Raw genomic sequence first — 23683 nt, 5'->3', positions numbered from 1 at the left:
GGAGCGCGTCCGGTCGGCGGGGCCACTGCAATGAAGCCCGGCCGGCCATGCGCCGCCGGGCCATCCCTCATGCGGCGGTCACTTCAGCCGCACGGTCCACTCCACCTCCAGCATGTCCTGGGCATTGAACAGGCGCTCCACCTGTACCCAGGAGGCGGCCGGATAGCGACCATCGGCAAAGAACGCCTTTCGTTCCGGGATGGCCTTGACCAAGGCATCCATGTCGGTGGTGAACGCGGTTTCCTTCACCACCTGGCTGCTGTCGGCACCGAAACGCTGCAGGATCTCGTTCAATTTCCCGTAGCAGCGCTGCACCGCCTCCTGCATGTCCTTGCCCCGGCACGGCACGCCGGAGATATGCAGCGTGTCGCCGTCACGGACCACGCCGCTGTAGCCGATGTCGGCCTCCCAGCTGCCCAGCGAATGCCGCTCCAGCGGGACCTCCGTCGCCTGCGCCAGGCCACACGCCAACAGGCCGGCAATTCCCGGCATCAATGCGCGCATCATTCCTCCTCCCCGTCATGGAAATGCCGTCACCGGCGATGGATACGACGGGACCCGCATCCGTGCGGGCCCCGTCGCGCTGCTCAACCGGCCAGTGCCTGCTCATGCACGCCGGCCACGGCGCGACCGGAGGGATCGGCCATGTTGGCGAAGCTGGCATCCCAGGCAATCGCGGCCGGCGAGGAACAGGCGATCGACTTGCCGCCCGGCACCGTCTCCGACGCCGCGCGGCTCGGGTAGAACTGTTCGAACAGGTGGCGATAGTAGTACGCCTCCTTGGTCTGCGGCGGGTTGTACGGGAAGCGCTTGTCGGCCGCGGCCAGCACGCGGTCGCTGACCTGCTCCTCGGCGTGCGCCTTGAGCCCGTCGATCCAGCCGTAGCCGACGCCGTCGCTGAACTGCTCCTTCTGCCGCCACAGGATCTCCTTCGGCAGGTAGCCCTCGAAGGCTTCGCGCAGCACCGCCTTCTCGATGCGGCCGCTGGCCTTGTCGACCATCTTGGCGCGCGCGTCCATCTTCATCGCCACGTCCATGAACTCGCGGTCCAGGAACGGCACGCGCGGCTCCACGCCCCAGGCCATCATCGACTTGTTGGCGCGCAGGCAGTCGTAGTAGTTCAGCGCATCGATCTTGCGCACCAGCTCCTCGTGGAACTCGCGTGCGTTCGGTGCCTTGTGGAAGTACAGGTAGCCGCCGAATATCTCGTCGCTGCCTTCGCCGGACAGCACCATCTTCACGCCCATCGCCTTGATCCGGCGCGCCAACAGGAACATCGGCGTGGAGGCGCGGATGGTGGTGACGTCATAGGTCTCGATATGCCGGATGACTTCCGGCAGCGCGTCCAGCCCTTCCTCGAAGGTGTACTCGAACCCGTGGTGGACGGTGCCCAGTGCCTCGGCGGCAACCTTGGCCGCGGCCAGGTCCGGTGAACCCTTCAGGCCGATGGCGAAGCTGTGCAGGCGCGGCCACCAGGCCTCGCTCTGGCCGCCGTCCTCGATGCGATGGCGTGCATAGCGCGCGGCCACCGCCGCGACCAGCGACGAATCCAGCCCGCCGGACAGCAGCACGCCATACGGCACGTCGGTCATCAGCTGGCGGTGCACGGCGCGCTCGAACGCCTCGCGCAGTTCCTGCGCCGGCACGTCCACGCCCTGGACGGCGTCATAGTCACGCCACGGCCGCTCGTAGTAGCGGGTCAGGGTATCGGTGCTGCTGTCGTACCAGTGGCCCGGCGGGAACTGCGCCACGTCGGCGCAGGTATCGGACAGCGACTTCATCTCCGAGGCCACGCACAGGCGGCCCTGCTTGTCATGCCCCCAGTACAGCGGCACCACGCCGATCGGGTCGCGGGCGATGATCGCGCGGCCCTTGGCCTTGTCCCACAACGCGAAGGCAAAGATGCCGTTGAGGCGGTTGAGGAACGATGCCGGTTCGTCCTGCCGGTACAGCGCGTTGATCACCTCGCAGTCCGAACCGGTCTGGAAGGCGTAGGGCTGGGCGAGTTCCTTCTTCAGCTCCTGGTGGTTGTAGATCTCGCCGTTCACCGCCAGCGCCAGTTCGCCGTCCTCGGACAGCAGCGGCTGCGAGCCGCCGGCCGGGTCGACGATGGCCAGGCGCTCGTGCACCAGGATGGCACCGGTGTCGACGTAGACACCGCTCCAGTCCGGGCCGCGGTGGCGCTGGCGCTGGGATTGGTCAAGCGCCTGGCGACGCAGCGCCTGAAGGTCATCGCCCGGTTGCAGGCCGAAAATGCCGAAGATGGAACACATGGGAAAGCTCCTGGGGTTGTGTGGGGACAAGCATTCGAAGCAACGGCATGGGGACGGCGCAGCCGCTTGGTATTCCCGCCCGGCCACAAAAAAACCCGCATCGACCGATGCGGGTTTTCTGGTGTCCTGAGCGTGTTGCCTGTTCTAGCTCTGGTCGCAGTCCCGCATCGGCCGCGCACGATTATTCGCGCGCAGATTATTGCGGTTGTTGTTGTTGACGGCGGTGGCCAGGAACGAGGACATGGCGCTGACCGTATCCCTGTTTTGGCGACCGCGCAACTGTTGCTCGCGCAACCGATTCAGCGGGTGGGCCGCCACGGTCCCGGATAATCCCCTGCCCTGCTAGGACTTCACGGATGATCCCCCACGCTCCCCGCCTGCTCCTGGGCGCGCTCGCCCTGTTCATCCTGGCCGGCTGCGCGTCCACCCGGACACACCGGCCAAGCGACAACGGCGAACGCCAGGCCCTGGCCGCCACCGCCGATGGCCAGTTCGATTCGGCCCTGCGCATGGCGCGCCTGTACCGGTCCCGCAACGATCCGCGGGCACTGGACTGGTACGCACGCGCCGCGGCGATCCCGCCCCGCACCCACCACAGCGCCAGCGCCGAGGAACAGCTCGGGACGATCCTGGAACGTGGCCGGCTCGACAGTGGCGATGCCCCGCAGGAACCCGGGCACGTCGTGCTCAAGCCATCGCCACGCAAGGCCTACCGCTGGTACCGCAGCGCCGCCAACCACGGCTCGCCCTATGCCATGGCCGACCTGGGGCGGTGGCATGCTGATCGCGGTGACATGGCCGGCGCGCTGCGGTGGCGGATGCGCCACGCGGTCTACATGCGCGAGTTGTACAAGCTCGCGCCCCTGCGCGCGGCGGCGGTTGAGCCGGCATCGGTCGGCCGCCTGCGCCTGGACGGGCCATCCTTGAACGCCGTGATCGCGCGCATCCAGCGCGACGCCGCGCGTGGCGACGCCGAGGCGCAGGTCGATCTCGGCGCGCTGCACGAAGCCGGACTGGGCGTGGCCGAAGACACCGCCGAAGCCCTGCGCTGGTACCAGCGCGCGGGCGCACAGGGCAACGTCTACGGGCAGTACTTCGCCGGACTGGCACTGGGACGCGGCAGCAAGGGACTGCAAGCCGACGTGGACGCTGCGGCCGCGTGGTTCGCACAGGCGCAAGCCCAGCAGTTCTATCTGGCCGAAGAGGCCTACTGGCGCAAGGCCATCGCCCCGCCCTTCTTCATCTTCGAATAGGGCGCCTGCCCCGCGCGCGGGTCCTGCATCTTCGAATACCGGCCGCCGCGTCGCCGCCGGCGGGCAGCAGCTAGGCGAGCAGGCGCTCGATCAGCCGCTGGTACAGCGCCGGCAAGGCTTCCAGGTCGGCCACGCGCACGTTCTCGTCCACCTGGTGGATGCTGGCGTTCACCGGCCCGACCTCGATGCACTGCGCGCCCAGCGGCGCGATGAAGCGGGCATCGGAAGTGCCACCGCCGGTGCTTTCTTCCGGCGGCGCGCCGGCGAACCCGGCCAGCACCTCGCGCGCGACGCTGCGCAGGCGCCCTTCCGGCGTGTAGAACGGCTCGCCGCTGCGATGCCAGTTCAATTCGTAGTCCAGGCCATGGCGATCGAGCAACGCGGTGATCTCCGCCTCCAGCTGGTCGGCATTCCAATGCGGGTTGTAGCGCAGGTTGAACATCACCTGCAGCTCGCCGGGGATCACGTTGTTGGCGCCGGTGCCGGCGTTGATGTTGGACACCTGCAGGCTGGTCGGCGGGAAGCTCTCATAGCCATCGTCCCAATGCCGCGCGGTCAGCTCGGCCAACGCCGAAGCGGCCAGGTGGATCGGGTTGCGCGCCTTGTCCGGATAGGCCACGTGACCCTGCACGCCCTTCACCCGCAGCTTGGCCGACAGGCTGCCACGCCGGCCCACGCGCAGCAGGTCACCGAGCCTTGCGGTGGAAGAAGGCTCGCCGGTGATGCACCAGTCGATGCCCTGCCCGCGCTCGCGGAACAGGCGCGCCACGTGGCGCACGCCATCGATGGCATCGCCCTCCTCGTCGCTGGTCAGCAGCACCGCCAACGTGCCCGGATGCTGCGGATGCGCGGCCACGAACTGCTCGACGGCGACCACGAACGCGGCCACGCTGCCCTTCATGTCGGCCGCACCACGCCCATACAGCACGCCTTCGCGCACGACCGGGGTGAACGGTTCACCGGCCCATTGCTCGGCCGGGCCGCTGGGCACCACGTCGGTGTGACCGAGCAGCACCAGCACCGGCGCACCACTGCCGTGGGTGGCCCACAGGTTGTCGACTTCGCCCAGGCGCAGGTGCTCGCAGTGGAAACCGGCGGCGGCCAGGCGCCCGCCGATCAACTGCTGGCAACCGGCATCGTCCGGGGTTACCGAGGGGCGCGCGATCAACGCGCAGGTCAGGTCGAATACGTCGCTCATGGGGGCCTCGTTCGAGGGTGCGCCGGGGTTTGCGCCACGGTTGTTTCGGCGGTGGTGGTTTCGCGGCCGAGGCCGCGCCTACGTTGGATTCAGGCGATGTCGAAGCGCTTCTTGAAGCCGTTGTCGCTGAAGCCCTGGCTGAACTGGCCATCCTCGGTGATCACCACCGGGCGCTTGATCAGCTGCGGGTATTCGCGCAGCAACAACTTCCATTCCGCGTCCGAGGCGGCGCCCTTGCGGTTGTCCGGCAGCTGCCGCCAGGTGGTCGAGGACTTGTTGATCATCGCCTCGAAACCGCCGGCCTTGCCGGCCCATTCCAGCAGCGTTTCCGGGCTGGGCTTGTTGTCGCGGTAATCGACGAAGGTGTAGGCGACGTTGAAGCGGTCCAGCCACTTGGTGGCCTTCTTGCAGGTGTCGCAGTTCTTCAAACCGAAAACGGTGGTCATTGTTCAATGCTCGCGATGATGTACTCCCCTCTCCCGTGTACGGGAGAGGGGGTGGGGGTGAGGGCAAGCTCCAGGTTTGCGTGCATCAACAGCACAGAAGCGCCCTCATCCGGTGCTTCGCACCACCTTCTCCCGCTCGCGGGAGAAGGGAACGCCAGGGGCTGCTGCGTTAGTCGGCCAGGCCGCGCAGCAGGTCGTTGACGCTGGTCTTGCTGCGGGTCCGGGCATCAACCTGCTTGACGATCACCGCGCAGTACAGCGAATGGGTGCCGTCCTTGGACGGCAGCGAACCGCTGACCACCACGCTGTACGGGGGGATGTAGCCGTAGCTGATCTCGCCGGTGGCGCGGTTGTAGATGCGGGTGCTCTGGCTCAGGAACACGCCCATGCCGATCACGCTGTGATGGCCGACGACCACGCCTTCCACCACTTCCGAACGCGCGCCGATGAAGCAGTGGTCCTCGATGATCGTCGGGCTGGCCTGCAGCGGCTCCAGCACGCCACCGATGCCGGCACCGCCGGACAGGTGGCAGTGCTTGCCGATCTGCGCGCACGAACCCACCGTGGCCCAGGTGTCGACCATGGTGCCCTCGCCCACGTGCGCGCCGATGTTGGTGAAGCTCGGCATCAGCACCACGTCCTTGCCGAAGTGCGTCCCCCGGCGGGCGATCGCGCCCGGCACCACGCGCACGCCGGCCTGGCGGAAGCGGGTTTCGTCATAGCCTTCGAAGCGCGATTCGACCTTGTCCCAGAACGGTGCCGGACGGCCTTCCATCACCGCCATGTCATTGACGCGGAAGTACAGCAGCACCGCCTTCTTCAACCACTCGTTGACCTTCCAGCCGCCATTGCCATCGGGCTCGGCGACGCGGAACTCACCCGACTCCAGTCCATCGATCACGCGGTTGACCAGCGGGCGGGTCGACCCTTCGATCTCGTCGACGGTCAGCATCGCGCGGCGCTCGAACGCGCTCTCGATGCTGAACTTCATTTCCGCCACGCCCGGCGCCGGTGGCTTGCGCAGGCTGCGCGGCCCCACCGATTCGATGGTCTTCGGCTTGGCGGCGGCCACCGCCTTCTTCACGACTGGCTTGGCCGCTGCAGCGGGCTTCTTCACCACCGGCTTCTTTGCAACGGGCGCGGGGGCTGCCGGCTTGGCGGCGGTCTTCTTGGTCGGTGCAGCCTTCTTGGCGGCGGGTTTCCGGGTGGCCATCAGTGGGGGTCTCCTGGCGTTTTTTCAGGCTCCAGGCTGGCCAGCAACGCTTCGCGCAGGGCCTGCCGGGAGGATTCGGTAAGGGGTTGGTCGTGCCGGTCGGTCAACTGGAACTGGTCTTCGGCGCGTTCGCCGAACGTGGCGATGCGCGCATCCTGCACGCGCAGTTGCTGGTCACGCAGGACATGCGCCACGTCGGCCAGCAGGCCGGGGCGATCCGGCGCCACCAGGTTCAGCAAGGTGCGGTCGGCATGCGTGGACTCGATGAACTCGATCCGCGGCGCGAAGCGGAAATGCTTGAGCTGGCGTGGCATCACCCGCCGCGCCGGCCGCAGGATCTGGATATTGCCGGCCAGTGCCTTGCGCAGCGCCGCCTCCAGCCGCGCGGTATCGCCATCGGCGAAGTTCACCGCCGGGGTCACTTCGAACGTATCGAAGATGGTGTCGTCCGGGCCGTCCAGCACGCGCGCGCGGTGGATGCCGTACCCGGCGCGGTCCAGCGTCATCACGATGGCGGCGAACAGGCCATCGCGGTCCGGCGAATGCACGAACACTTCCAGTGCATCGCTCTCCGGGGTGATGCGGCGCACCTTCACCAGCGTGCCGCCCTTGCGCACCTCCACCAGCGAGGCTGCCTGCCACACCAGCTGTTCGGGACGGAAGCGCAGGAAGCTCTCGTCCGGCATCGCCGCGAACTGGCGGTCGATCACCGCGTCGGCATGGCCGAGCAGCCGCATCTGCTCGCGCACGTTGTCACGTGCTTCCTGCACGCGCTCGGCTTCGGGCAAGGTGTGCTCGCCACCTTCGCGCAGCGCGCGACGGGTGGCGAAGTACAGGTCGGCCAGCAGGCGGTCCTTCCAGGCATTCCACAGCTTGGGGCTGGTGCCGGCGATATCGGCGCAGGTCAGCAGGTACAGGTAATCCAGCCGGTCGCGGTCGCCCACCAGCGCGGCAAACCGCTGGATGACGTCCGGGTCGGTGATGTCCTGCTTCTGCGCGGTCACCGACATGCGCAGGTGCTGTTCCACCAGCCACGCCACCAGTTCGGTGTCGGAGGCGCTGAGCTCATGTGCGGCGCAGAACCCGCGTGCATCCACCGCTCCCAGCTCGGAATGGTCGCCGCCGCGGCCCTTGGCGATGTCGTGGAACAGGCCGGCCAGCAGCAGCAACTCGGGCTTGCGCAGGCGCGGCCACACTTCATGGGCGATGGAGAAGCGCTCATCCGCGCGCCCGGAAGCGAACAGGCCGATGTTCCGCAGCACCATCAAGGTGTGCTGGTCCACCGTGTAGACGTGGAACAGGTCGAACTGCATGCGCCCGGACACCTGCGCGAACGCCGGGATCCACTGGCCGAGCACGCCCAGGCGTGCCATCCGGGCCAGCGTGTCGACCGCGCGCGGGCCGCGCAGCAGCGCCATGAACTGGTCGCGCACGGCCACGTCCACCTCGGTGTACGCGGGGATCTCGTCCAGCATCTCGGCCAGGCCACGCGCGGTCATCGAATGCAGGCCACGCACGTCCGGGGTGCGTGCCCAGCAGGCAAACAGCGCAAACAGGCTGCGGATGTCGCCATGCGGCCAGGCGGGGTCGTCGGCGGACAGGTAACCGCGGCGCAGCGAGAAACCATCGCCCACCGGCTCCGGGCTCGCCTCGCCGTCGAACTGTTCCTCGAAGCGCTGCAGCAGGCGGTCGCTGATGCGACGGATCACCGCGGCGCTGCGGTAGAAGCCCTGCATCATCTTTTCCACGCCCAGGCTTTCGGCGTCATCGACGAAGCCCATGCGCGCGGCGAGCGTCTTCTGGTGATCGAAGCGCAGCCGTTCCTCGGCACGCTGGGCGACCAGGTGCAGGCCGAAGCGCAACCGCGCCAGCACCAGCCGCTCGCGCTTGAGGGCGGCGGCCTCGTCCAGACCCAGGTGGCCCAGGCCCACCAGCGCGTCGATGTTGCTCACCCCGAACGCGCGCAGCGCCATCCAGCCCAGCGTGTTGAGGTCGCGCAACCCGCCCGGACCGTCCTTGATGTCCGGCTCCAGGTTGTCGGCGGTGTCGCCAAAGCGCTGGTGCCGCCGCTGCAGTTCCTCGCGCTTGGCCAGGAAGAATTCGCGCGCCGGCCAGACCAGCCCGGGGGCGACCGCGCGCGCCAGCGCCTGCTGCGCGGCGTTGCCGGCGCACAACGGGCGTGCCTCGATCAACGCAGTCAACACGGTCTGGTCGGCGGCGGCCCGGGTGCACTCCTCGGCCGAACGCACTGCATGGCTGGCCGGCAGGCCGGCGTCCCACAGCAGCGCGAACAGGCGCGCGAGTCCCGCCTCATGCGCCTGTTGGGCCGGCACCTCGCCCAGCACCAGCAGGTCGATGTCCGAGCGCGGGAACAACTCCCCCCGCCCGTAGCCGCCGACCGCGAACAGGGACAACGCGGCATCGCCGATGCAGCGCAGCCAGGCCTGGCGGATCAGCAGGTCGGCCGCGCGCGCGCGCAGCCCGAGCAGGCGCTCGACGTTGTCGCCCTGCTCGAAGCGTTTGCACAACCGCGCATCGGTATGCGCCAGTGATTGCCGCGCCTGCGCGGCCCACTGCGCATCACCGGCAGGATCTGCCGGCGCGTCCGGTACGGAATCGACCTGACCCGCCGGCAGTTGGCTCATGCCTGCGCGGATTCGGCCGGCGACAGCGTCAGCACTTCCACGCCGTCTTCAGTCACCGCGATCATGTGCTCCCACTGGGCCGACAGCTTGCGGTCCTTGGTCACCACGGTCCAGCCGTCGGGCAGTACCTTGGTGTAGCGGGTGCCTTCATTGATCATCGGCTCGATGGTGAAGGTCATGCCCGGCTTGAGCACCAGGCCCTGGCCCGGACGGCCGTAGTGCAGCACCTGCGGCTCGTCGTGGTAGACCTTGCCGATGCCATGCCCGCAGTACTCGCGCACCACGCTGAAGCGTTCGGATTCGGCGTATTCCTGGATGGCGTGGCCCACGTCGCCCAGCGTCGCGCCCGGCTTGACCGCACGGATGCCGCGCCACATGGCTTCCCGGGTGGTCTCCACCAGGCGCTTGGCCATCACCGACGGGGTGCCGACGTAGTACATGCGGCTGGTGTCACCGTGCCAACCGTCCTTGATGACGGTCACGTCGATGTTGACGATGTCGCCGTCCTTCAACACCTTGGCCTCGCTCGGGATGCCATGGCAGATGACGTTGTTGACCGAGGTGCAGACGGTCTTGGGGAACCCGCGGTAGCCCACGTTGGCCGGGATCGCACCCTGCACGTTGATGATGTGATCGTGGCAGATGCGGTCCAGTTCCTCGGTGGTGACACCGGGCTTGACGTGCGGACCAATGATGTCGAGCACCTCGGCAGCCAGGCGGCCGGCGATGCGCATCTTCTCGATTTCTTCAGGGGTTTTCAGTTGGATTGCCATCGGCGGATTATCGCGCATTTGGGGAGATCGCTGAACCTTTCACATTATTAAACGTTTAGGTGCCCCGGCAGCCGACCGGACCGGCCGACCTTGCCGTCAAGGCCCGCGCCCGCTCCGCCAGCCCACGGTTGCCGCCAAGGCCCTGCTGACAGCAGCCCTGTCGAATTGGCGGCAATTTGGCCGACAAACATCACAAAAATCCCGGATCCGGCCATATCTCATCCTTTGGCCCGGCGGCCAGACAGCACACTGGATCCCGCACCTGCTCCCACATTCCTGCCTTGCTGCAAGGGCTCGCCAACGCGGCAGCCGGTGCCCCACTCCCCCCGTGCAAGGATCCCAATGAACGCTCGTACCGCTCACCTGTTCGCCGGCCTGTTGGCCGCCTCCCTGCCCAGCGCCGCCCTCGCCGCCACGGATACCACGCAGTTCCAGGTCAAGATCGTCATCACCGAGTCCTGCGATGTGCACACCATCAGCGCCACGGACATCGACTTTGGCACCCACGCGCGCTCCACCGACGCCACCCCGATCGACAAGCAGGGCGCCCTGCAGCTCAACTGCACCAAAGGCACGCCCTACCAGATCGCCATGAATGCCGGCGCCAACCCGACCAGCCCCACGGCATCGGCCGACAACCGCAGGATGGTCAGCGCCGACAACCGCTACATCCGGTATGGCCTATACCGCGACGCAGCGCGCACCGACTTCTGGGGCGATGTGAGCAACACCAACACCCTGGCCGGCACGGGCACCGCGGCCACCCAGTCCATTCCGGTATATGGGCGCGTCCCGGGTACCGACGCCCCCGCCGGCACCTATGTGGACACGGTCACTGCCACCGTCATGTACTGAGCGGGCCCCTCATGTCCCCACGCCACCCGCCCGCGTCGCGGGTGGCGAGCCTGCGCGGGCTCGCCACCGCCGCATTTGCGTTGCTGCTGATCGCCGCGGCCAACACACATGCGGGCAACCTGCAGGTCGCCCCGATCCTGCTGGAGTTTGCCCATGGCCAGCACTCGCAGACGCTCTGGCTGGCCAACACCGGGCAGCACCCGCTGCGCGCGCAGATCCGCGTCCAGCAGTGGACACAAGCGGGTCAGCAGGACGTGTTGCATTCCTCCGACGCCCTGCTCGCCAGTCCGCCACTGATCGAGATCGCGGCGGGCCACAGCCAACTGGTACGGCTGGTACAGGCCGAACCCGGCATCAATGACCTGGAGAAAGCGTTCCGCCTGATCGTCGACGAGTTGCCCGGCGACGCGGATACCCCCGCCCCTGGCCTGCAGTTCCTGCTGCGCTATTCCATCCCCGTGTTCGTACTGCCACCCGGTGCGGTGCCCCAACTGGAGCACAGCGGCGGCCGCCTGCCAACGGACGCGCACCACCTGCAGGGCCATTGGACGAAGGAACGCGGCAACCTCTCCCTGGCGCTGCACAACCACGGCACACAACGCATCCGCATCAGCCAGCTGAGCTGGGTGACGCCCACGGGCCCGGACATCGAATTGTCCCCGGGCCTGCTGGGCTACGTGCTGCCGGGTGCCGGCGTGCGCTGGACACTGCCCCTGCCTTCGCCCCTGCACGGCAACGGCACGCTTCACGCAAGACTCAATGACGACACCGACCCACAAGCGCTGCCGCAGATCACTGCCGGCCAGTAGGCTTCGGCAGGCCGTTGCCGCCGCGGTCACCGGGCTCGCCCTGGCCGACGCCCCTGCCAATGATGCGATGGATATCGCGGTCGACGAGCACGTGCTTTACCTGGACACCCGCGTCAACGAGGCCACCACCGGCAAGCTGGCACGCTTCGTACGACGTGGTGACGTGCTGCTGGCCAGCCCGGCCACCCTGTGGAAACTGGGACTCCGACTGCCGGCCGCGGTTGCCACCCGGCACCTGGTCGAACTGCCCTCGCTGGCGGGGCTCAGCGTGCAGTACGACGCACCACGACAACGCCTCGACCTGCTGGCGCCGGTGGAGATGCTCGACCACCCGGTGACGCATATCGACCTGACCCGCACCGAAGCCGCACCGCGCGATGCACGCCAACGCGTGCCCGGTGCGGTGCTCAACTACGACCTGTATGGCCAGCGCTCCGGCGAGGGAAGCAACCTCAGCAGCTTCAACGAACTGCGCCTGTTCGGCGTGGGCCGTGGCGTCTGGAGCAACACGATGCGCAGCCGCCTGCATGCCGGGCCCACCAAGGCGGACGTCCGCGCCCGCAACACGCGTCTGGACAGCCGCTGGCAGCTGGATCTCCCCGAATCCATGATCACCCTGACCGTGGGCGACACCACCACCAGTGCGCTGGAATGGTCACGCGCGACGCGTATCGGCGGCATTCGACTGTCGCGCAACTTCGCCCTGCAGCCTTACCGCATCACCACTCCCCTGGCCGCATTCTCCGGTGAGGCGGTGTTGCCCTCCACGGTGGACCTGTACATCGACGGCGTCCGGCAATCCACCCATTCCCTGCTCCCCGGCCGCTTCCAGCTGGATGGCAGCCCTTCGCTCAACGGCACCGGACAGGCGCAGCTGGTCATCACCGATATCAACGGACAACGTCGCACTCTGGACTTCAGCCTGTATGGCAGCCCCCGCCTGCTGCAGGCGGGGCTGTCGGACTGGTCGCTGGAGGGAGGGGTAATCCGACGCGAGTACGGCCAGCGCTCCTTCCATTACGGCGGCGTCCCCCTGGCCAGCGCCAGCCTTCGCCATGGCATGAGCAAGCACCTGACCCTGCAGACCCATGTCGAGGGCAGTCACGGCATCGGCCAGGCCGGAGCCGGTGCGGTCCTGCTGCTTGGCCAGCGTGGCGGGGTAGTCAACGGCTCGTGGGCGAGCAGTCGCGCCGGTGCCAGGACGGGCCAGCAACGGGGGCTGGGCTACCAATGGGCGTCACCGCGGTTTGCCGCCGCGGCCAGCACGTTGCGCCGCAGCGCGGACTATCGCGACGTGGCCGCCGTGCATGAGGGCGCCATCCTGCCGCGCCGGACCGAACAGGCCTCCCTCGGCATCAGCACCCCGGCCGGACAGCTGGGCCTGAGTTATGTGATGCAGCAGCACCCGGATAACTCGCGCAACCGCCATGCAGGACTGAACTGGTCCATGACGTCCCCCGGCGGTGCGCTGCTCAACCTCAGCGTCAACCGCGACCTCACCGACCACCGCGGCAAGAACGCGTTTCTGTACTGGTCGATGCCCCTGGACCGGCACACCGCCACGGCCGCGGCCATCGGCCATGACCGCGGCGGCAACCGCCTGTCCGTGGAAGCCCATCGCAGCGCCCGCCGCGAGCAGGGCGAACTGGGCTGGCGCGCGCAGGCCAGCGTGGGCAATCGCCGCTACGGCGCGCGCGGGGAAATCAGTCAGCACGGCAACCATGGCCAATGGACGGCCGGCCTGGACCACGACAACCGCAGCGGCAACAGCCCGCTGCTCTACGCCGGTGCCAACGGCGGACTGGCCTGGCTGGGCGGGCGCCTGCACACCCTGCCCCGTGTCGATGACGCCTTCGCCCTGGTATCCACCAGCGGCGTGGCCGGCGTCCCGGTGCAACTGGAGAACCGCACCGTCGGCGTCACCAACAAGCATGGACAGCTGTTGATCCCGCACCTCACTGCCTGGCAACGCAATCAACTGTCCATCGACCCGCTGGACCTGCCGGCCGACATGCTGCTGGAGACCGTCCGGCATGACGCCGTACCGGAAACACGCAGCGCGATCCAGGTGGCGTTTGCGATGCGCCGCACCCTGGCCATCCAGTTCGGCGTGCGCGACCGGGCCGGTCAATGGTTGCCGGCCGGCAGCCGCCTCACCCTCAAGGCACCCGGCGTTCCACCGACCACCACGTTGGTGGGCCACGAAGGCATGGTCTACCTGCTCGATCCGCTCCCGCTGGCGCACCTGCACTTCCGTTCCGACAGCGACGCCTGCAGCGCCGCCGTGCCCGAAGCCCCCTTGCGCGAAGGGCGCATCAACCTGGCCGATGTGGTCTGCCAATGAGCCATTCCTGCACTCCCCTGCGCCGTCCTGGCTCCCTGATGTGCATCCATTCCAGGAGCCACGCCCACGCATGGCCAACGCGGGCGCTATTGGCCCTGGCCATCCTGTTGGCGCCCTGCCTGTCGTTTGCCGCCTACCCGGTGTGCACTGTCCGCCAGCAGGCCTCCCTGGATTTCGGCACCGTCTCCGGCAGCGGTGCGCGCGATGCCAGCGCTTACCTTCGCGTGGAATGCAGCGGTGACACCAACACCCTGGTCAGCACCGCCCTGTTCCGGGTCTGCCTGTTCATCGGCGAAGGCTCGCCTGCCGGCATCGCACCACGGCGCATGTACAACGGCGTTGACGCCTACATGAACTACGACCTTTACTCCGATTACGGTCGCACACTGATGATCGGCACGCCGGGATCCAACCATCCCTTGCACAGCGCCACGTTCGGCGTCGCCCCGCGAACGACCTACTACCATGACTTTCCCATCTATGGCCGGGTACGAGCGGGGCAGAACCTGCCCGCCACCTCGGCCTACAAAGGACTGCCAACGAATTCGATGGTGCGCTACAGCTATGGCTACTTATTCACCCCGACGGAAAATGAATGCCACTCCGGGCAGCCGGGCCTTCATGGCGGTGCAGGTATCGCCGATTTCACCTGGAGCGGGATCCACGCACGCGTCGCCAACACCTGCAGGATCTCCACCGCCACCGACATGGATTTCGGCACGGTCGGTGGTTTGGCTGCCGCACTGGAGCAGACCTCGACCATCCGGTTCAAGTGCCCAACCAATGCGGCATGGCACATCACCCTGAACGACGGCGCCTACGCCCAGGCGGGCCGGCGCTTCATGAACGCCGGCGGCAAACGCCTCGGCTACGAGTTGTACCGCGACCCCGCGCTGCTCGAACGCTGGGGCAATACCCGGGCCACCGGGGTCAGTGGCATCGGCACCAATGTCGAACAATCACTGACGGTCCATGGCCGTGTCTTCAGCGACCCCGCCGCCGCACCAGGCAGCTACCGCGACACCATCACGGTCACGCTCACCTTCTGAAGGTGCCGCGCGACGCTCCTGTCCTGCCCACCCCATAGGCAGGGATGGGCAGGCGGTCGCGTCGCTGTACCCAGAAATGACGCACACACGATTCACGCCAGCATTGATATTTCTGGCTTTTTTTCGACAGCTCGCCTTCGGAACACGGCGATTTCCGCGTAGCCAACATGCGGCACATCATGGATGGCGCCTGCCGCGCACACCCATTCGATCGCAGATCCCAGCGCTGACGCGCGCCCACCCGGCATGTCCGATGGCGCTACTGCGGCCCAACCTGCAAGGAGACGGTCATCGACACCTTCAATGCATTCCTGGCCGCGGGTGCTCTGGCGGTCGCCAGTTTCTCCAGCCACGCGCAGACAGCCACCGCCACGACCCAGTTCCAGGTACGGATCGTGATCACCGAGTCGTGCCTCATCCAATCGGTGAGTGCCAGCGACATCGATTTTTCCAGCCATGCGCGCTCCACCGGCACGCCGGTCGATGCACAGGGCACCCTGCAGGTGAACTGCACGCTGGGCACGCCCTATGCCATCGGCCTGAATGCAGGCACCAACGCCAGCAGCCCCACCGCCGCGGGTGACAATCGGCGCATGGCCGATGCCAACAACCAGTACGTGGCCTATGGCCTGTACCGCGATGCCGGCCGCCAGGACGTCTGGGGCGATGTACTGGGCAGCAATACGTTGGCCGGCACCGGCACGGCCACCGACCAGCTGATTCCGGTATTCGGCCGGGTGCCTTCCACCGATGCCGCGGCCGGCAGCTATGTGGATACCGTGGTCGCTACTGTCACCTACTGAACGGCGGACAGCCATGTGCACCCATGCGCTTGGGCAATGGACAGGCAACGGCCGGCGACGGTTCAGCGCGGCGATCCTGGCTTTCGTGGGGGCCGCCGGCCATGCTGGCGCCGGAAACCTGCAGGTTGAACCCATCCTGCTGGAGTTCGAACACACCCAGCCCGCGCAGATCCTGTGGCTGAGCAACAACGGCACGCAACCGCTGCACGCGCAGGTGCGCATCCAACAGTGGCTGCAGGCTGATGGCCAGGAGCAACTGCTCCCCAGCAACGCACTGTTGGCCAGCCCGCCCATGAGCGAGATCGCCCCCGGGCAACGCCAACTGGTACGGATCGTGCGCGAACCAGTGATCCCATCCGCTGGCGAACAGGCCTTCCGGCTGGTTGTCGACGAACTGCCCGACGTTGCGCCCGTCCCCACCTCGGCAGGCGGGCTGCAGTTTCTGCTACGGCATTCGATTCCGGTGTTCGTACTGCCGGCCGGCACGCAGGCGCAACGGGCGCCGGCCGGCAAGGCCGTCAACACCGACGTCGGCCTGTTGCAGGGCAGCTGGCAGCCACAGGGCCATAGCGCCAGCCTGACCCTGCGCAACAACGGCGCCGGCCGCATCCGCATCAGCCAGGTGTCATGGCGGTCGGCCAATGGGCATCGCGTCGACATCATCCCGGGGCTGCTGGGCTACGTACTGGCGGGACAGCAGATGCGCTGGACCCTTTCCCTGCCCGAGGTCCTTGCCGCCCATGGCACCCTCCACGCCAAGCTCAACGACGACGCCACCGCGCAGGCACTGCCGCTGGCCGGCACCGATCATTAGCGTCGCGCTTGCCATGTCTGCCGGCAAAGCCATGTCCGTGGACGCCCGCTCGGACAACACCACCACACCCCCCGCCGACCAAACGGCGCCGATCGGGCAGGTGCTGTTCCTCGCCACCCGGATCAACCACGAGCCGAACACTCGGTTGGCACGTTTCATCGCGCGTGATGGCGCGCTGCTGGCCAGCCCATCCACCCTGCACGCGCTGGGCCTGCGTCCAACCGCCGTGGCCGATGCAACCGGGTTGATCGCCCTGCATGCGCTGGCCGGCATCCGCATCGATTTCGACGCCTCACTGCAGCACCTGGACCTGCAGGTGCCGGTGCAGATGCTCGATCGCCCACTCACGCACATTGATCTGGCGCAACGGCCCAGACCACATCCCGATCCCGGCCAGCGCAGCCCGGGAGTCCTGCTTAACTACGACCTGTACGGCCAGCGCTTCGCTGGCACCGGCACCTACAGCGCCTACAGCGAACTGCTTCTGTTCGGCGTGGGTCCCGGCCAATGGAGCACCACGATGTCGAGCGAACACCACACCGGCAGCGGCGGCGCCGGCATCCGCAACACCCGCCTGGACAGCCGCTGGCAACTGGACCTTCCCGACACCATGCTCACGCTGAGCATCGGCGACACCCTCAGCGGCGCGCTCGACTGGTCGCGCGCCACGCGCATCGGCGGCATCCGCCTGTCGCGAAATTTCGCCTTGCAGCCGTACCGGGTCACCACACCCTTGGCGTCCTTCGCGGGCGAAGCCGTGCTGCCGTCCACCGTCGACCTGTACATCGATGGCATCCGCCAGTCCAGCCAACAGGTGCTGCCTGGAAGCTTCCAACTCGACGCCGCACCTTCGATCAACGGCGCAGGCCAGGCACAACTGGTGGTCACCGACATCAATGGCCGGCGCCGGACCATGGACTTCGCGCTGTACGCCAGCCCGCGCCTGCTGCAGGCAGGGCTGTCCGACTGGTCGCTGGAACTCGGCACGCTGCGCCGCGACTATGGCCAGCGCTCGTTCGTCTACGGCAACAAACCGGTGGCCAGTGCCAGCACGCGCCGCGGCCTGGAGGAATGGCTCACGGTGGAAGCCCACGCCGAGGCCAGTGCGGGAATCGTCCAGGCCGGTGCCGGCATGCAGATGCTGCTGGGTCAACGTGGCGGCGTGCTCAGCACCTCGCTGGCAGCCAGTCAGGCCGGCCCACGCCAGGGAAGCCAATACGGACTGGGCTATCAATGGGCTTCTTCATGGCTCACCCTGGCCGCCAGCACGCTGCGCCGCACCCAAGGCTTCCGCGATGTCCCGGCGGTTCTTGAGCAGGCGACGCTGCCGCGCCGGACTGATCAGGCGTATGCCGGCTTCAGCACCCGCTTCGGCCAGTTCGGACTGAGTTACGTGTCCCAACGGCTGCCCGGTGTCGATCCGAGCCGCTACGCCAGCTTCAACTGGTCCCGCAGCTCCAGCGGCAACGCGTTGTTGAGCCTGAGCTACAACCGCAACCTGGAAAGCAGCCGCAGCGACAGCGCCTTCCTGTATTGGTCACTGCCCCTTGACCGTCACACCAGCATCGCCGCCTCGGCCCGCCATGGCCTGGACGGTAACAGCGTGTCCATGGAGGCCGGTCGTGGTGTTTCCAGCGACCTGGGCGGCTGGGGATGGCACGCCCAGGCCAGCGAGGGCGACTACCGCAGCGCGCGCGCCGAAGTCACCCGACTCGGCGAGTACGGGCAATGGAGCGCCGGCCTGGAGCGCACCGACAGCAGCGGTGCCCACTCGACCCTGCTTTATGCCAGCGCCAGCGGCGGCGTGGTCTGGCTGGGCGGATACCTGCGGGCGCTACGACGGGTCGACGATGCTTTCGCCCTGGTCTCCACCGATGGCATCGGCCATGTGCCGATACAGCTGGAGAACCGTCTGGTCGGAACCACCGACGCCCGCGGCTATTTGCTGGTCACGCCGCTGAATGCCTGGCAGCACAACCAGCTCTCGATCGACCCCCAACAACTGCCGGCGGACATGCTGATCAAGGTGACCCGCATTGATGTCGTCCCCGCCTCCCGCAGCGGGGCCAAGGTGAGTTTCGCGATGCGCCGCACCCTGTCCCTGCAATTCGGCATCCGCGACCGCCACGGCCAATGGCTGCCGGCCGGCAGCCACATCATCCTGCAAGCCGAGGGCAGTGCGCCCATTGCGCTCAGCGTGGGTCACGAAGGCAAGGTCTATGTGCAGGATCCCCCCGCACAGGCACGCCTCCATTTCGATGGCGGCGATGCCGCGTGCCACGCCGCGCTGCCGGTTGTCCCGGCCCGCGAAGGCCACTTCGAACTTGCCGACGTGATATGCCGATGAGCCGCTGGCATCGCCGGGCATCCCGCCGGTCGCCAGGCCGGACGGTATGGTTGTCTGCTTTCCTGTTGGCCAGTCTCCCGCTGCCGGTCCTTGCCCAGAGCTGCACGGTCACCGGTCCGTTACAGCTGAATTTCGGCACCGTTACCGCGGCGGCCAGAAGTGACGCGCAAACCACTCTGCAACTTACCTGCCAGGGCCCCGCCGACCTGTGGTCGATCCTGCCCGCGCAGTTCAACGTCTGCGTGTTCGTCGGTGAAGGCACGCCCGCTGGCATCGCCCCCCGGCGCATGAGCAATGGCAACGGCGCCTTCATGAATTACGACCTGTATGCGGATCCGGCACGCACCCAACTGGTCGGCCCCCTGGGGAGCGCCTATCCCGTCTACAGCCTCAGCTTCGATGTGGGCGTCCGTCAGTCGCGGCAGCTCAGCATCCCACTTTACGGCCGCGTGCCCGCGGGACAGAACCTGCCGGCCGCCTTCCCATACCTGGGCACTCCCGGCGCCTCCGTGGTCCGCTACAGCTACGGCTACGTGCTCACCCCAAGCGTGGACGATTGCCGCAACGGGGCGGCCGGTGCCGGTGGCGGCGCCGGCCAAACCGCCTTCACCTGGACCGGGGTAACTGCCAACTACGCCAACAGCTGTCGCCTCAACGCTGCCAGCGACATGGATTTCGGCCGTAGCGATGGCCTGGCCACCCCCCGCGAACAAACCGCCACCATCAGCCTGCAATGCCCGATCGGCGCCCCCTGGAGCGTCACGCTGAATGACGGTGCCAATGCCGCCGGCGGCACCCGCCGGATGGCATCGGCAGGCAACCGCATCACCTACGAGTTGTACCGGGATGCAAGCCGGCTGGAACGCTGGGGCAGCTCCCCCGCCACCGGCGTTGCAGGCATAGGCACGGACAATCCCAGCCTCCTGATCGTGTATGGCCGCATCCCCGCCCAGCCCGGCACCCGCGCCGGCAGCTACACGGACACCGTCACCGTGACCCTGACCTACTGATCCGCCCATCTGCCCGCCCCCAGGAGCCGCCGGGCCTGGCAATTTGCGGCCGACACCCGCTACCGCTATACTTCGCGGGCTTTGCCGGGCCCTGCCCTGTCAAATGCCGCCCACGCCGTGCGTCATCGGTGAATCCACACCCTTCGCCCCCATCCGTGCCGGGGTGCCCTGCCAGTCAGGGTTCGGCCACGGAGGCGTCGGGGAAGCCCAACCCCGGAACCTACCGCTTCAATGCGGACTGCCCTTCCTTTTACCCGGCAGCCGGTTCCCCGTCAGGAGTTTTTGCAATGCCCCAGATCACCATGCGTCAGATGCTGGAAGCCGGCGTCCACTTCGGCCACCAGACCCGCTACTGGAACCCCAAGATGGCTCCGTACATCTTCGGCGCCCGCGGCAAGATCCACATCATCAACCTGGAAAAGACCGTCCCGCTGTTCAACGATGCGATGAACTTCATCTCATCCGTTGCCCAGAAGCGCGGCACCATCCTGTTCCTGGGCACCAAGCGCAGCGCGCGCGAAGCCATCAAGGAAGAAGCCGAGCGTTGCGGCATGCCGTTCATGAACCAGCGTTGGCTGGGCGGCACCCTGACCAACTTCCGCACCGTGAAGCAGTCCGTTGCCCGCCTGAAGGAACTGGAAGCCGGTGAAACCGACGGCACCTTCGACAAGCTGGTCAAGCACGAAGTGCTGGGCCTGCGCCGCGAGCGCGACAAGCTGGAAGCTTCGCTGGGCGGCATCAAGGAAATGAACCGCCTGCCGGACGCCATCTTCGTCATCGACATCGGCCACGAAGACATCGCCATCAAGGAAGCCAAGAAGCTCGGCATCCCGGTGATCGCCGTGGTCGACACCAACTACAACCCGGAACTGGTGGACTACGCCATCCCGGGCAACGACGACGCCATCCGCGCCGTGCAGCTGTACGCCCGCGCCGCCGCTGACGCCGTGCTGGAAGGCAAGGCCGCTGCTCCGAACGCCGCCTCGGTGCGCGAGGAAGAGTTCGCTGACGCCGACGCCGGCGAAGAAGCCAAGCCGGCTCGCCGCGCTCCGGCCAAGAAGGGCGCCAAGAAGGGCGACGAGGCTTCGGCCTGATGCACCCGGCGGGCGCAGCCCCTGCGCCCGCTCTCCCTGTACCGGCAGCCCAGCGCGCCGGCTTCTGACAGGGCCACGTAACAACGGCCGGCGACCATTGCCGGCCTGCCCCTTTCTATTCGTGAGGAAATTCCATGGAAATCACTGCTTCCCTGGTCAAGGAACTGCGTGAGCGCACCGGCGCCGGCATGATGGAGTGCAAGAAGGCTCTGTCCGAAACCAACGGCGACATCGACGCCGCTGCCGAGGCCCTGCGCAAGTCCGGCGCCGCCAAGGCCGACAAGAAGGCTGACCGCGTCACCGCCGAAGGCCGCATTGGCGTCGCCGTCGACGGCGGCAAGGCCGTGCTGGTCGAAGTGAACTCGGAAACCGACTTCGTCGCCAACGACGTCAACTTCAAGGCATTCGTTGATTCCGTCGCCCTGGCCGCCCTGGCCTCCGGCGCTGGCGACGTGGAAGCCCTGAAGTCGGCCAAGCTGCCGACCGGCGAGACCGTCGAGGAAACCCGCGCCACCGCCATCCAGAAGCTGGGCGAGAACATCCAGATCCGCCGCCTGGTCAAGGTTGACGGCAACAACACCGTGGGCGCCTACGTGCACTCCAACGGCAAGATCGGCGTGCTGGTCGACCTGGCCGGCGGCAACGCCGAGCTGGCCAACGGCCTGGCCATGCACGTGGCCGCGATGAACCCGCCGCACAACAAGGCCGCCGACGTGCCGGCCGAGTTCGTTGCCAAGGAAAAGGAAATCGAGCTGGCCAAGATGACCGACAAGGACAAGGCCAAGCCGGCCGAAATCCTGGAAAAGATCATCAGCGGCAAGATCAACAAGATCATCAGCGAAGTGACCCTGTACGGCCAGGCTTACGTGCTGGACAGCGACAAGACCGTCGAGCAGGCCGTCAAGGCCGCCGGTGGCGACGTCGTCGGCTTCCAGCGCCTGATGGTCGGCGAAGGCATCGAGAAGGTGGTGGAAGACTACGCCGCCGAAGTTGCCAAGGCCATGCAGGTCTGATCCCTGCCTGAGCCCGCAACACCCGAAGAAGCCGCGGACCTCCGCGGCTTCTTTGTTTTTCCGCAAACCGAAGCACACGGGAAGTGCAACCACTTTCATGCAAAACCATGACGCCCCTTTCATATTCGAGGGGTGTCTGTATGCTTTGAGGGATTGCCTCCTGCCTGCCTGTCATGTCGCCCGAGCTCAACGCTGCACTGTCCCTCTGCCGCAACCTGCCCTCGCCGCCTGCCATCGCCGTCCGCCTGATCGAGCTGGCGCAGGATCCGGAGACCGATATCGCCACCGCGGCCGATGTCATTGCACTGGATATGGGCCTGAGCGCGCGCATGATGCGCATCGCCAACTCCCCGCTCTACGCCAGCCGCCGCCGCATCGAGAACCTCGGCCAGGCGCTGACCATGCTCGGCCTCAACGCCACCCTGCAGCTCGCACTGGGTTTCAGTCTCTCGCGAGCCCTGGAGGACGACGCACGCAACGCGCAACTGCATGAGGCGGTCTGGCGCCGCGGCATCCTCAGCGCACTGGGCGCCCGCTACCTGGGCCTGGCCATCGGCGTGCGCCGCCTCGAGGAACTGATGCTGGCCGGGCTGCTGCAGGACATCGGCATCCTGGCCCTGCTGCAGGTCCGGGCCGACAGCTACCCGGCCATCCTTGCCGATGCCACCAGCAACGACGGCCTGCTCGACCACGAGCGCGCCCTGTTCGACTGCACCCACGCCGACATTGGTTCCCGGCTGGTGGAGATGTGGGGCCTGCCCCACTACCTCACCCATGCCATCGCGCACAGTGAACCCCCGGCCGAACCGGCCGACCCGTTCGAACGCTGCGTGGCGCTGTCCGGCGCGCTGGCCGAGATGTGGCTGGCCGACGACGTCGACGCAGCCCGTGCCCACGCGCTGAACCTGGTCCACACCCAGCTGGGCCTGGACAGCGCCCAGTTCGAGCAGGTCCTGCAGCAGATGAGCCAGATGCTGCCGGAGATCAGCGCACTGTTCGACATCCCGGTCCCCTCGCCGGCACGCATCACCTACCTGCTCGACCACGCCAGTGAGCTGATGGCCCTGCGCAACCTGCGCGAACTGCAGGACGCCAGCGCCTCGCACCGCCGCGCCGACGATTTCGAGGCCCAGGCCCGGCGCCTGTCCGAACAGGCCCACCTGGATGCCCTGACCGGCGTGCTCAACCGGCGCCAGCTGGAAGTCGTGCTGGAACAGGAGTTCACCCGCGCCAGCGCCGCCGCCCGGCCGCTGTCGGTGGCCTTCATCGACCTGGACGACTTCAAGAAGATCAACGACCAGCACGGCCACCTGGTCGGCGACCAGGTGCTGCAGGCCTTCGCCAGCCGGCTGCAGGGCCAGCTGCGCGGCACCGACACCGTCGCCCGCTTCGGCGGCGAGGAGTTCGTGGTGCTGTTCCCGGGCGCGAACGAGCAGATCGCGGTGGAAGTGATCCGCCGCGTGCTGCAGGTCATCACCCAGACCCCGATGGCCATCGTCAACGAGGCGCCGCTGTACGTCACCTTCTCCGCCGGGGTGGCCACCCATGGCGCCTACGAGCGCTTCAGCGACACCCGCGGCCTGCTCCAGGCCGCCGACGACGTGCTCTACCGCTCCAAGAACCTGGGGCGCAACCGGGTCATCGCCCGCGCACCGTCCCCGGTGTCGCAACCGTCCGCCTGCTGAACCGGCGGACGGCAATTCCCGCAAATTGTCGCCGCACTGCAACAAAGCTCTGACTGTAC

General features: G+C 67.4%; 19 protein-coding genes. 12 read left to right on the top strand and 7 right to left on the bottom strand.

Annotated features, from left to right (window positions below; genetic code table 11):
- Positions 1-78 precede the first annotated feature (78 nt).
- Both ACIPR8_RS04585 and asnB read right to left on the bottom strand, forming a co-directional pair.
- On the bottom strand, positions 79-507 hold the full coding sequence (locus ACIPR8_RS04585) for a RidA family protein (RefSeq protein ID WP_192287986.1): 429 nt from the start codon (positions 505-507) through the stop codon (positions 79-81).
- Between the two features lie 80 nt (positions 508-587).
- On the bottom strand, positions 588-2273 hold the full coding sequence (gene asnB, locus ACIPR8_RS04580) for an asparagine synthase B (protein WP_446540279.1): 1686 nt from the start codon (positions 2271-2273) through the stop codon (positions 588-590).
- A 356-nt stretch (positions 2274-2629) separates the two neighbouring features.
- Between asnB and ACIPR8_RS04575 the strand changes: the two genes are divergently transcribed.
- Positions 2630-3526 (top strand): tetratricopeptide repeat protein, encoded by an 897-nt coding sequence (locus ACIPR8_RS04575; protein ID WP_446540278.1) that lies wholly within the window; start codon positions 2630-2632, stop codon positions 3524-3526.
- A 70-nt stretch (positions 3527-3596) separates the two neighbouring features.
- Here the strand turns inward: ACIPR8_RS04575 and dapE are convergent, their stop codons facing one another.
- The 5 genes from dapE to map form a co-directional block, all read right to left on the bottom strand.
- Positions 3597-4724 carry a succinyl-diaminopimelate desuccinylase gene (gene dapE / locus ACIPR8_RS04570; RefSeq protein WP_446540277.1) on the bottom strand — a complete coding sequence of 376 codons (1128 nt, stop codon included), beginning with the start codon at positions 4722-4724 and terminating at the stop codon, positions 3597-3599.
- Between the two features lie 89 nt (positions 4725-4813).
- The gene (locus tag ACIPR8_RS04565) at positions 4814-5170 is read right to left on the bottom strand and encodes a Spx/MgsR family RNA polymerase-binding regulatory protein (protein WP_132865119.1); all 357 of its coding nucleotides are present in this window, start codon (positions 5168-5170) and stop codon (positions 4814-4816) included.
- Between the two features lie 169 nt (positions 5171-5339).
- Positions 5340-6383, bottom strand: a complete 1044-nt coding sequence (gene dapD / locus ACIPR8_RS04560; RefSeq protein ID WP_446540276.1) for a 2,3,4,5-tetrahydropyridine-2,6-dicarboxylate N-succinyltransferase — start codon at positions 6381-6383, stop codon at positions 5340-5342.
- Positions 6383-9028, bottom strand: a complete 2646-nt coding sequence (locus tag ACIPR8_RS04555; RefSeq protein WP_446540275.1) for a [protein-PII] uridylyltransferase — start codon at positions 9026-9028, stop codon at positions 6383-6385. Before ACIPR8_RS04555 ends, dapD begins: the two co-directional genes overlap by 1 nt.
- Positions 9025-9801, bottom strand: coding sequence for a type I methionyl aminopeptidase (gene map / locus ACIPR8_RS04550; RefSeq protein ID WP_132865122.1), 777 nt, complete (start codon positions 9799-9801; stop codon positions 9025-9027). The genes ACIPR8_RS04555 and map overlap by 4 nt, the downstream gene beginning before the upstream one ends.
- A 342-nt stretch (positions 9802-10143) precedes the next feature.
- Between map and ACIPR8_RS04545 the strand changes: the two genes are divergently transcribed.
- From ACIPR8_RS04545 to ACIPR8_RS04495, 11 genes are all read left to right on the top strand, one after another.
- Entirely contained in the window at positions 10144-10656 is a 513-nt protein-coding gene (locus ACIPR8_RS04545) for a Csu type fimbrial protein (RefSeq protein ID WP_446540274.1), read from the top strand.
- A gap of 11 nt (positions 10657-10667) precedes the next feature.
- Positions 10668-11465 carry a fimbrial biogenesis chaperone gene (locus tag ACIPR8_RS04540; RefSeq protein ID WP_446540273.1) on the top strand — a complete coding sequence of 266 codons (798 nt, stop codon included), beginning with the start codon at positions 10668-10670 and terminating at the stop codon, positions 11463-11465.
- Entirely contained in the window at positions 11416-13809 is a 2394-nt protein-coding gene (locus tag ACIPR8_RS04535) for a fimbria/pilus outer membrane usher protein (RefSeq protein ID WP_446540272.1), read from the top strand. The genes ACIPR8_RS04540 and ACIPR8_RS04535 overlap by 50 nt, the downstream gene beginning before the upstream one ends.
- Positions 13810-13898: 89 nt before the next feature.
- On the top strand, positions 13899-14858 hold the full coding sequence (locus ACIPR8_RS04530) for a Csu type fimbrial protein (protein WP_446540271.1): 960 nt from the start codon (positions 13899-13901) through the stop codon (positions 14856-14858).
- A gap of 290 nt (positions 14859-15148) precedes the next feature.
- A complete protein-coding gene (locus ACIPR8_RS04525; RefSeq protein WP_446540627.1) occupies positions 15149-15661 on the top strand; it encodes a Csu type fimbrial protein in 513 nt (170 codons plus the stop codon).
- Positions 15662-15674: 13 nt separating this feature from the next.
- Positions 15675-16475, top strand: coding sequence for a fimbrial biogenesis chaperone (locus ACIPR8_RS04520; RefSeq protein ID WP_446540270.1), 801 nt, complete (start codon positions 15675-15677; stop codon positions 16473-16475).
- A gap of 31 nt (positions 16476-16506) precedes the next feature.
- Positions 16507-18822, top strand: coding sequence for a fimbria/pilus outer membrane usher protein (locus ACIPR8_RS04515; RefSeq protein ID WP_446540269.1), 2316 nt, complete (start codon positions 16507-16509; stop codon positions 18820-18822).
- A gap of 50 nt (positions 18823-18872) precedes the next feature.
- The gene (locus ACIPR8_RS04510) at positions 18873-19832 is read left to right on the top strand and encodes a Csu type fimbrial protein (RefSeq protein ID WP_446540268.1); all 960 of its coding nucleotides are present in this window, start codon (positions 18873-18875) and stop codon (positions 19830-19832) included.
- 287 nt (positions 19833-20119) lie between these two features.
- Positions 20120-20926: a 30S ribosomal protein S2 gene (gene rpsB / locus ACIPR8_RS04505; protein WP_192287973.1), complete on the top strand. Its 807-nt coding sequence runs from the start codon at positions 20120-20122 to the stop codon at positions 20924-20926.
- A gap of 134 nt (positions 20927-21060) precedes the next feature.
- Positions 21061-21939 (top strand): translation elongation factor Ts, encoded by an 879-nt coding sequence (tsf, locus tag ACIPR8_RS04500; RefSeq protein WP_192287972.1) that lies wholly within the window; start codon positions 21061-21063, stop codon positions 21937-21939.
- A 173-nt stretch (positions 21940-22112) separates the two neighbouring features.
- The gene (locus ACIPR8_RS04495; RefSeq protein WP_446540267.1) at positions 22113-23624 is read left to right on the top strand and encodes an HDOD domain-containing protein; all 1512 of its coding nucleotides are present in this window, start codon (positions 22113-22115) and stop codon (positions 23622-23624) included.
- Positions 23625-23683 lie beyond the last annotated feature (59 nt).

The sequence above is a fragment of the Stenotrophomonas sp. LARHCG68 genome (assembly GCF_052871705.1).
This window is presented reverse-complemented; position numbering and strand designations above follow the sequence as displayed.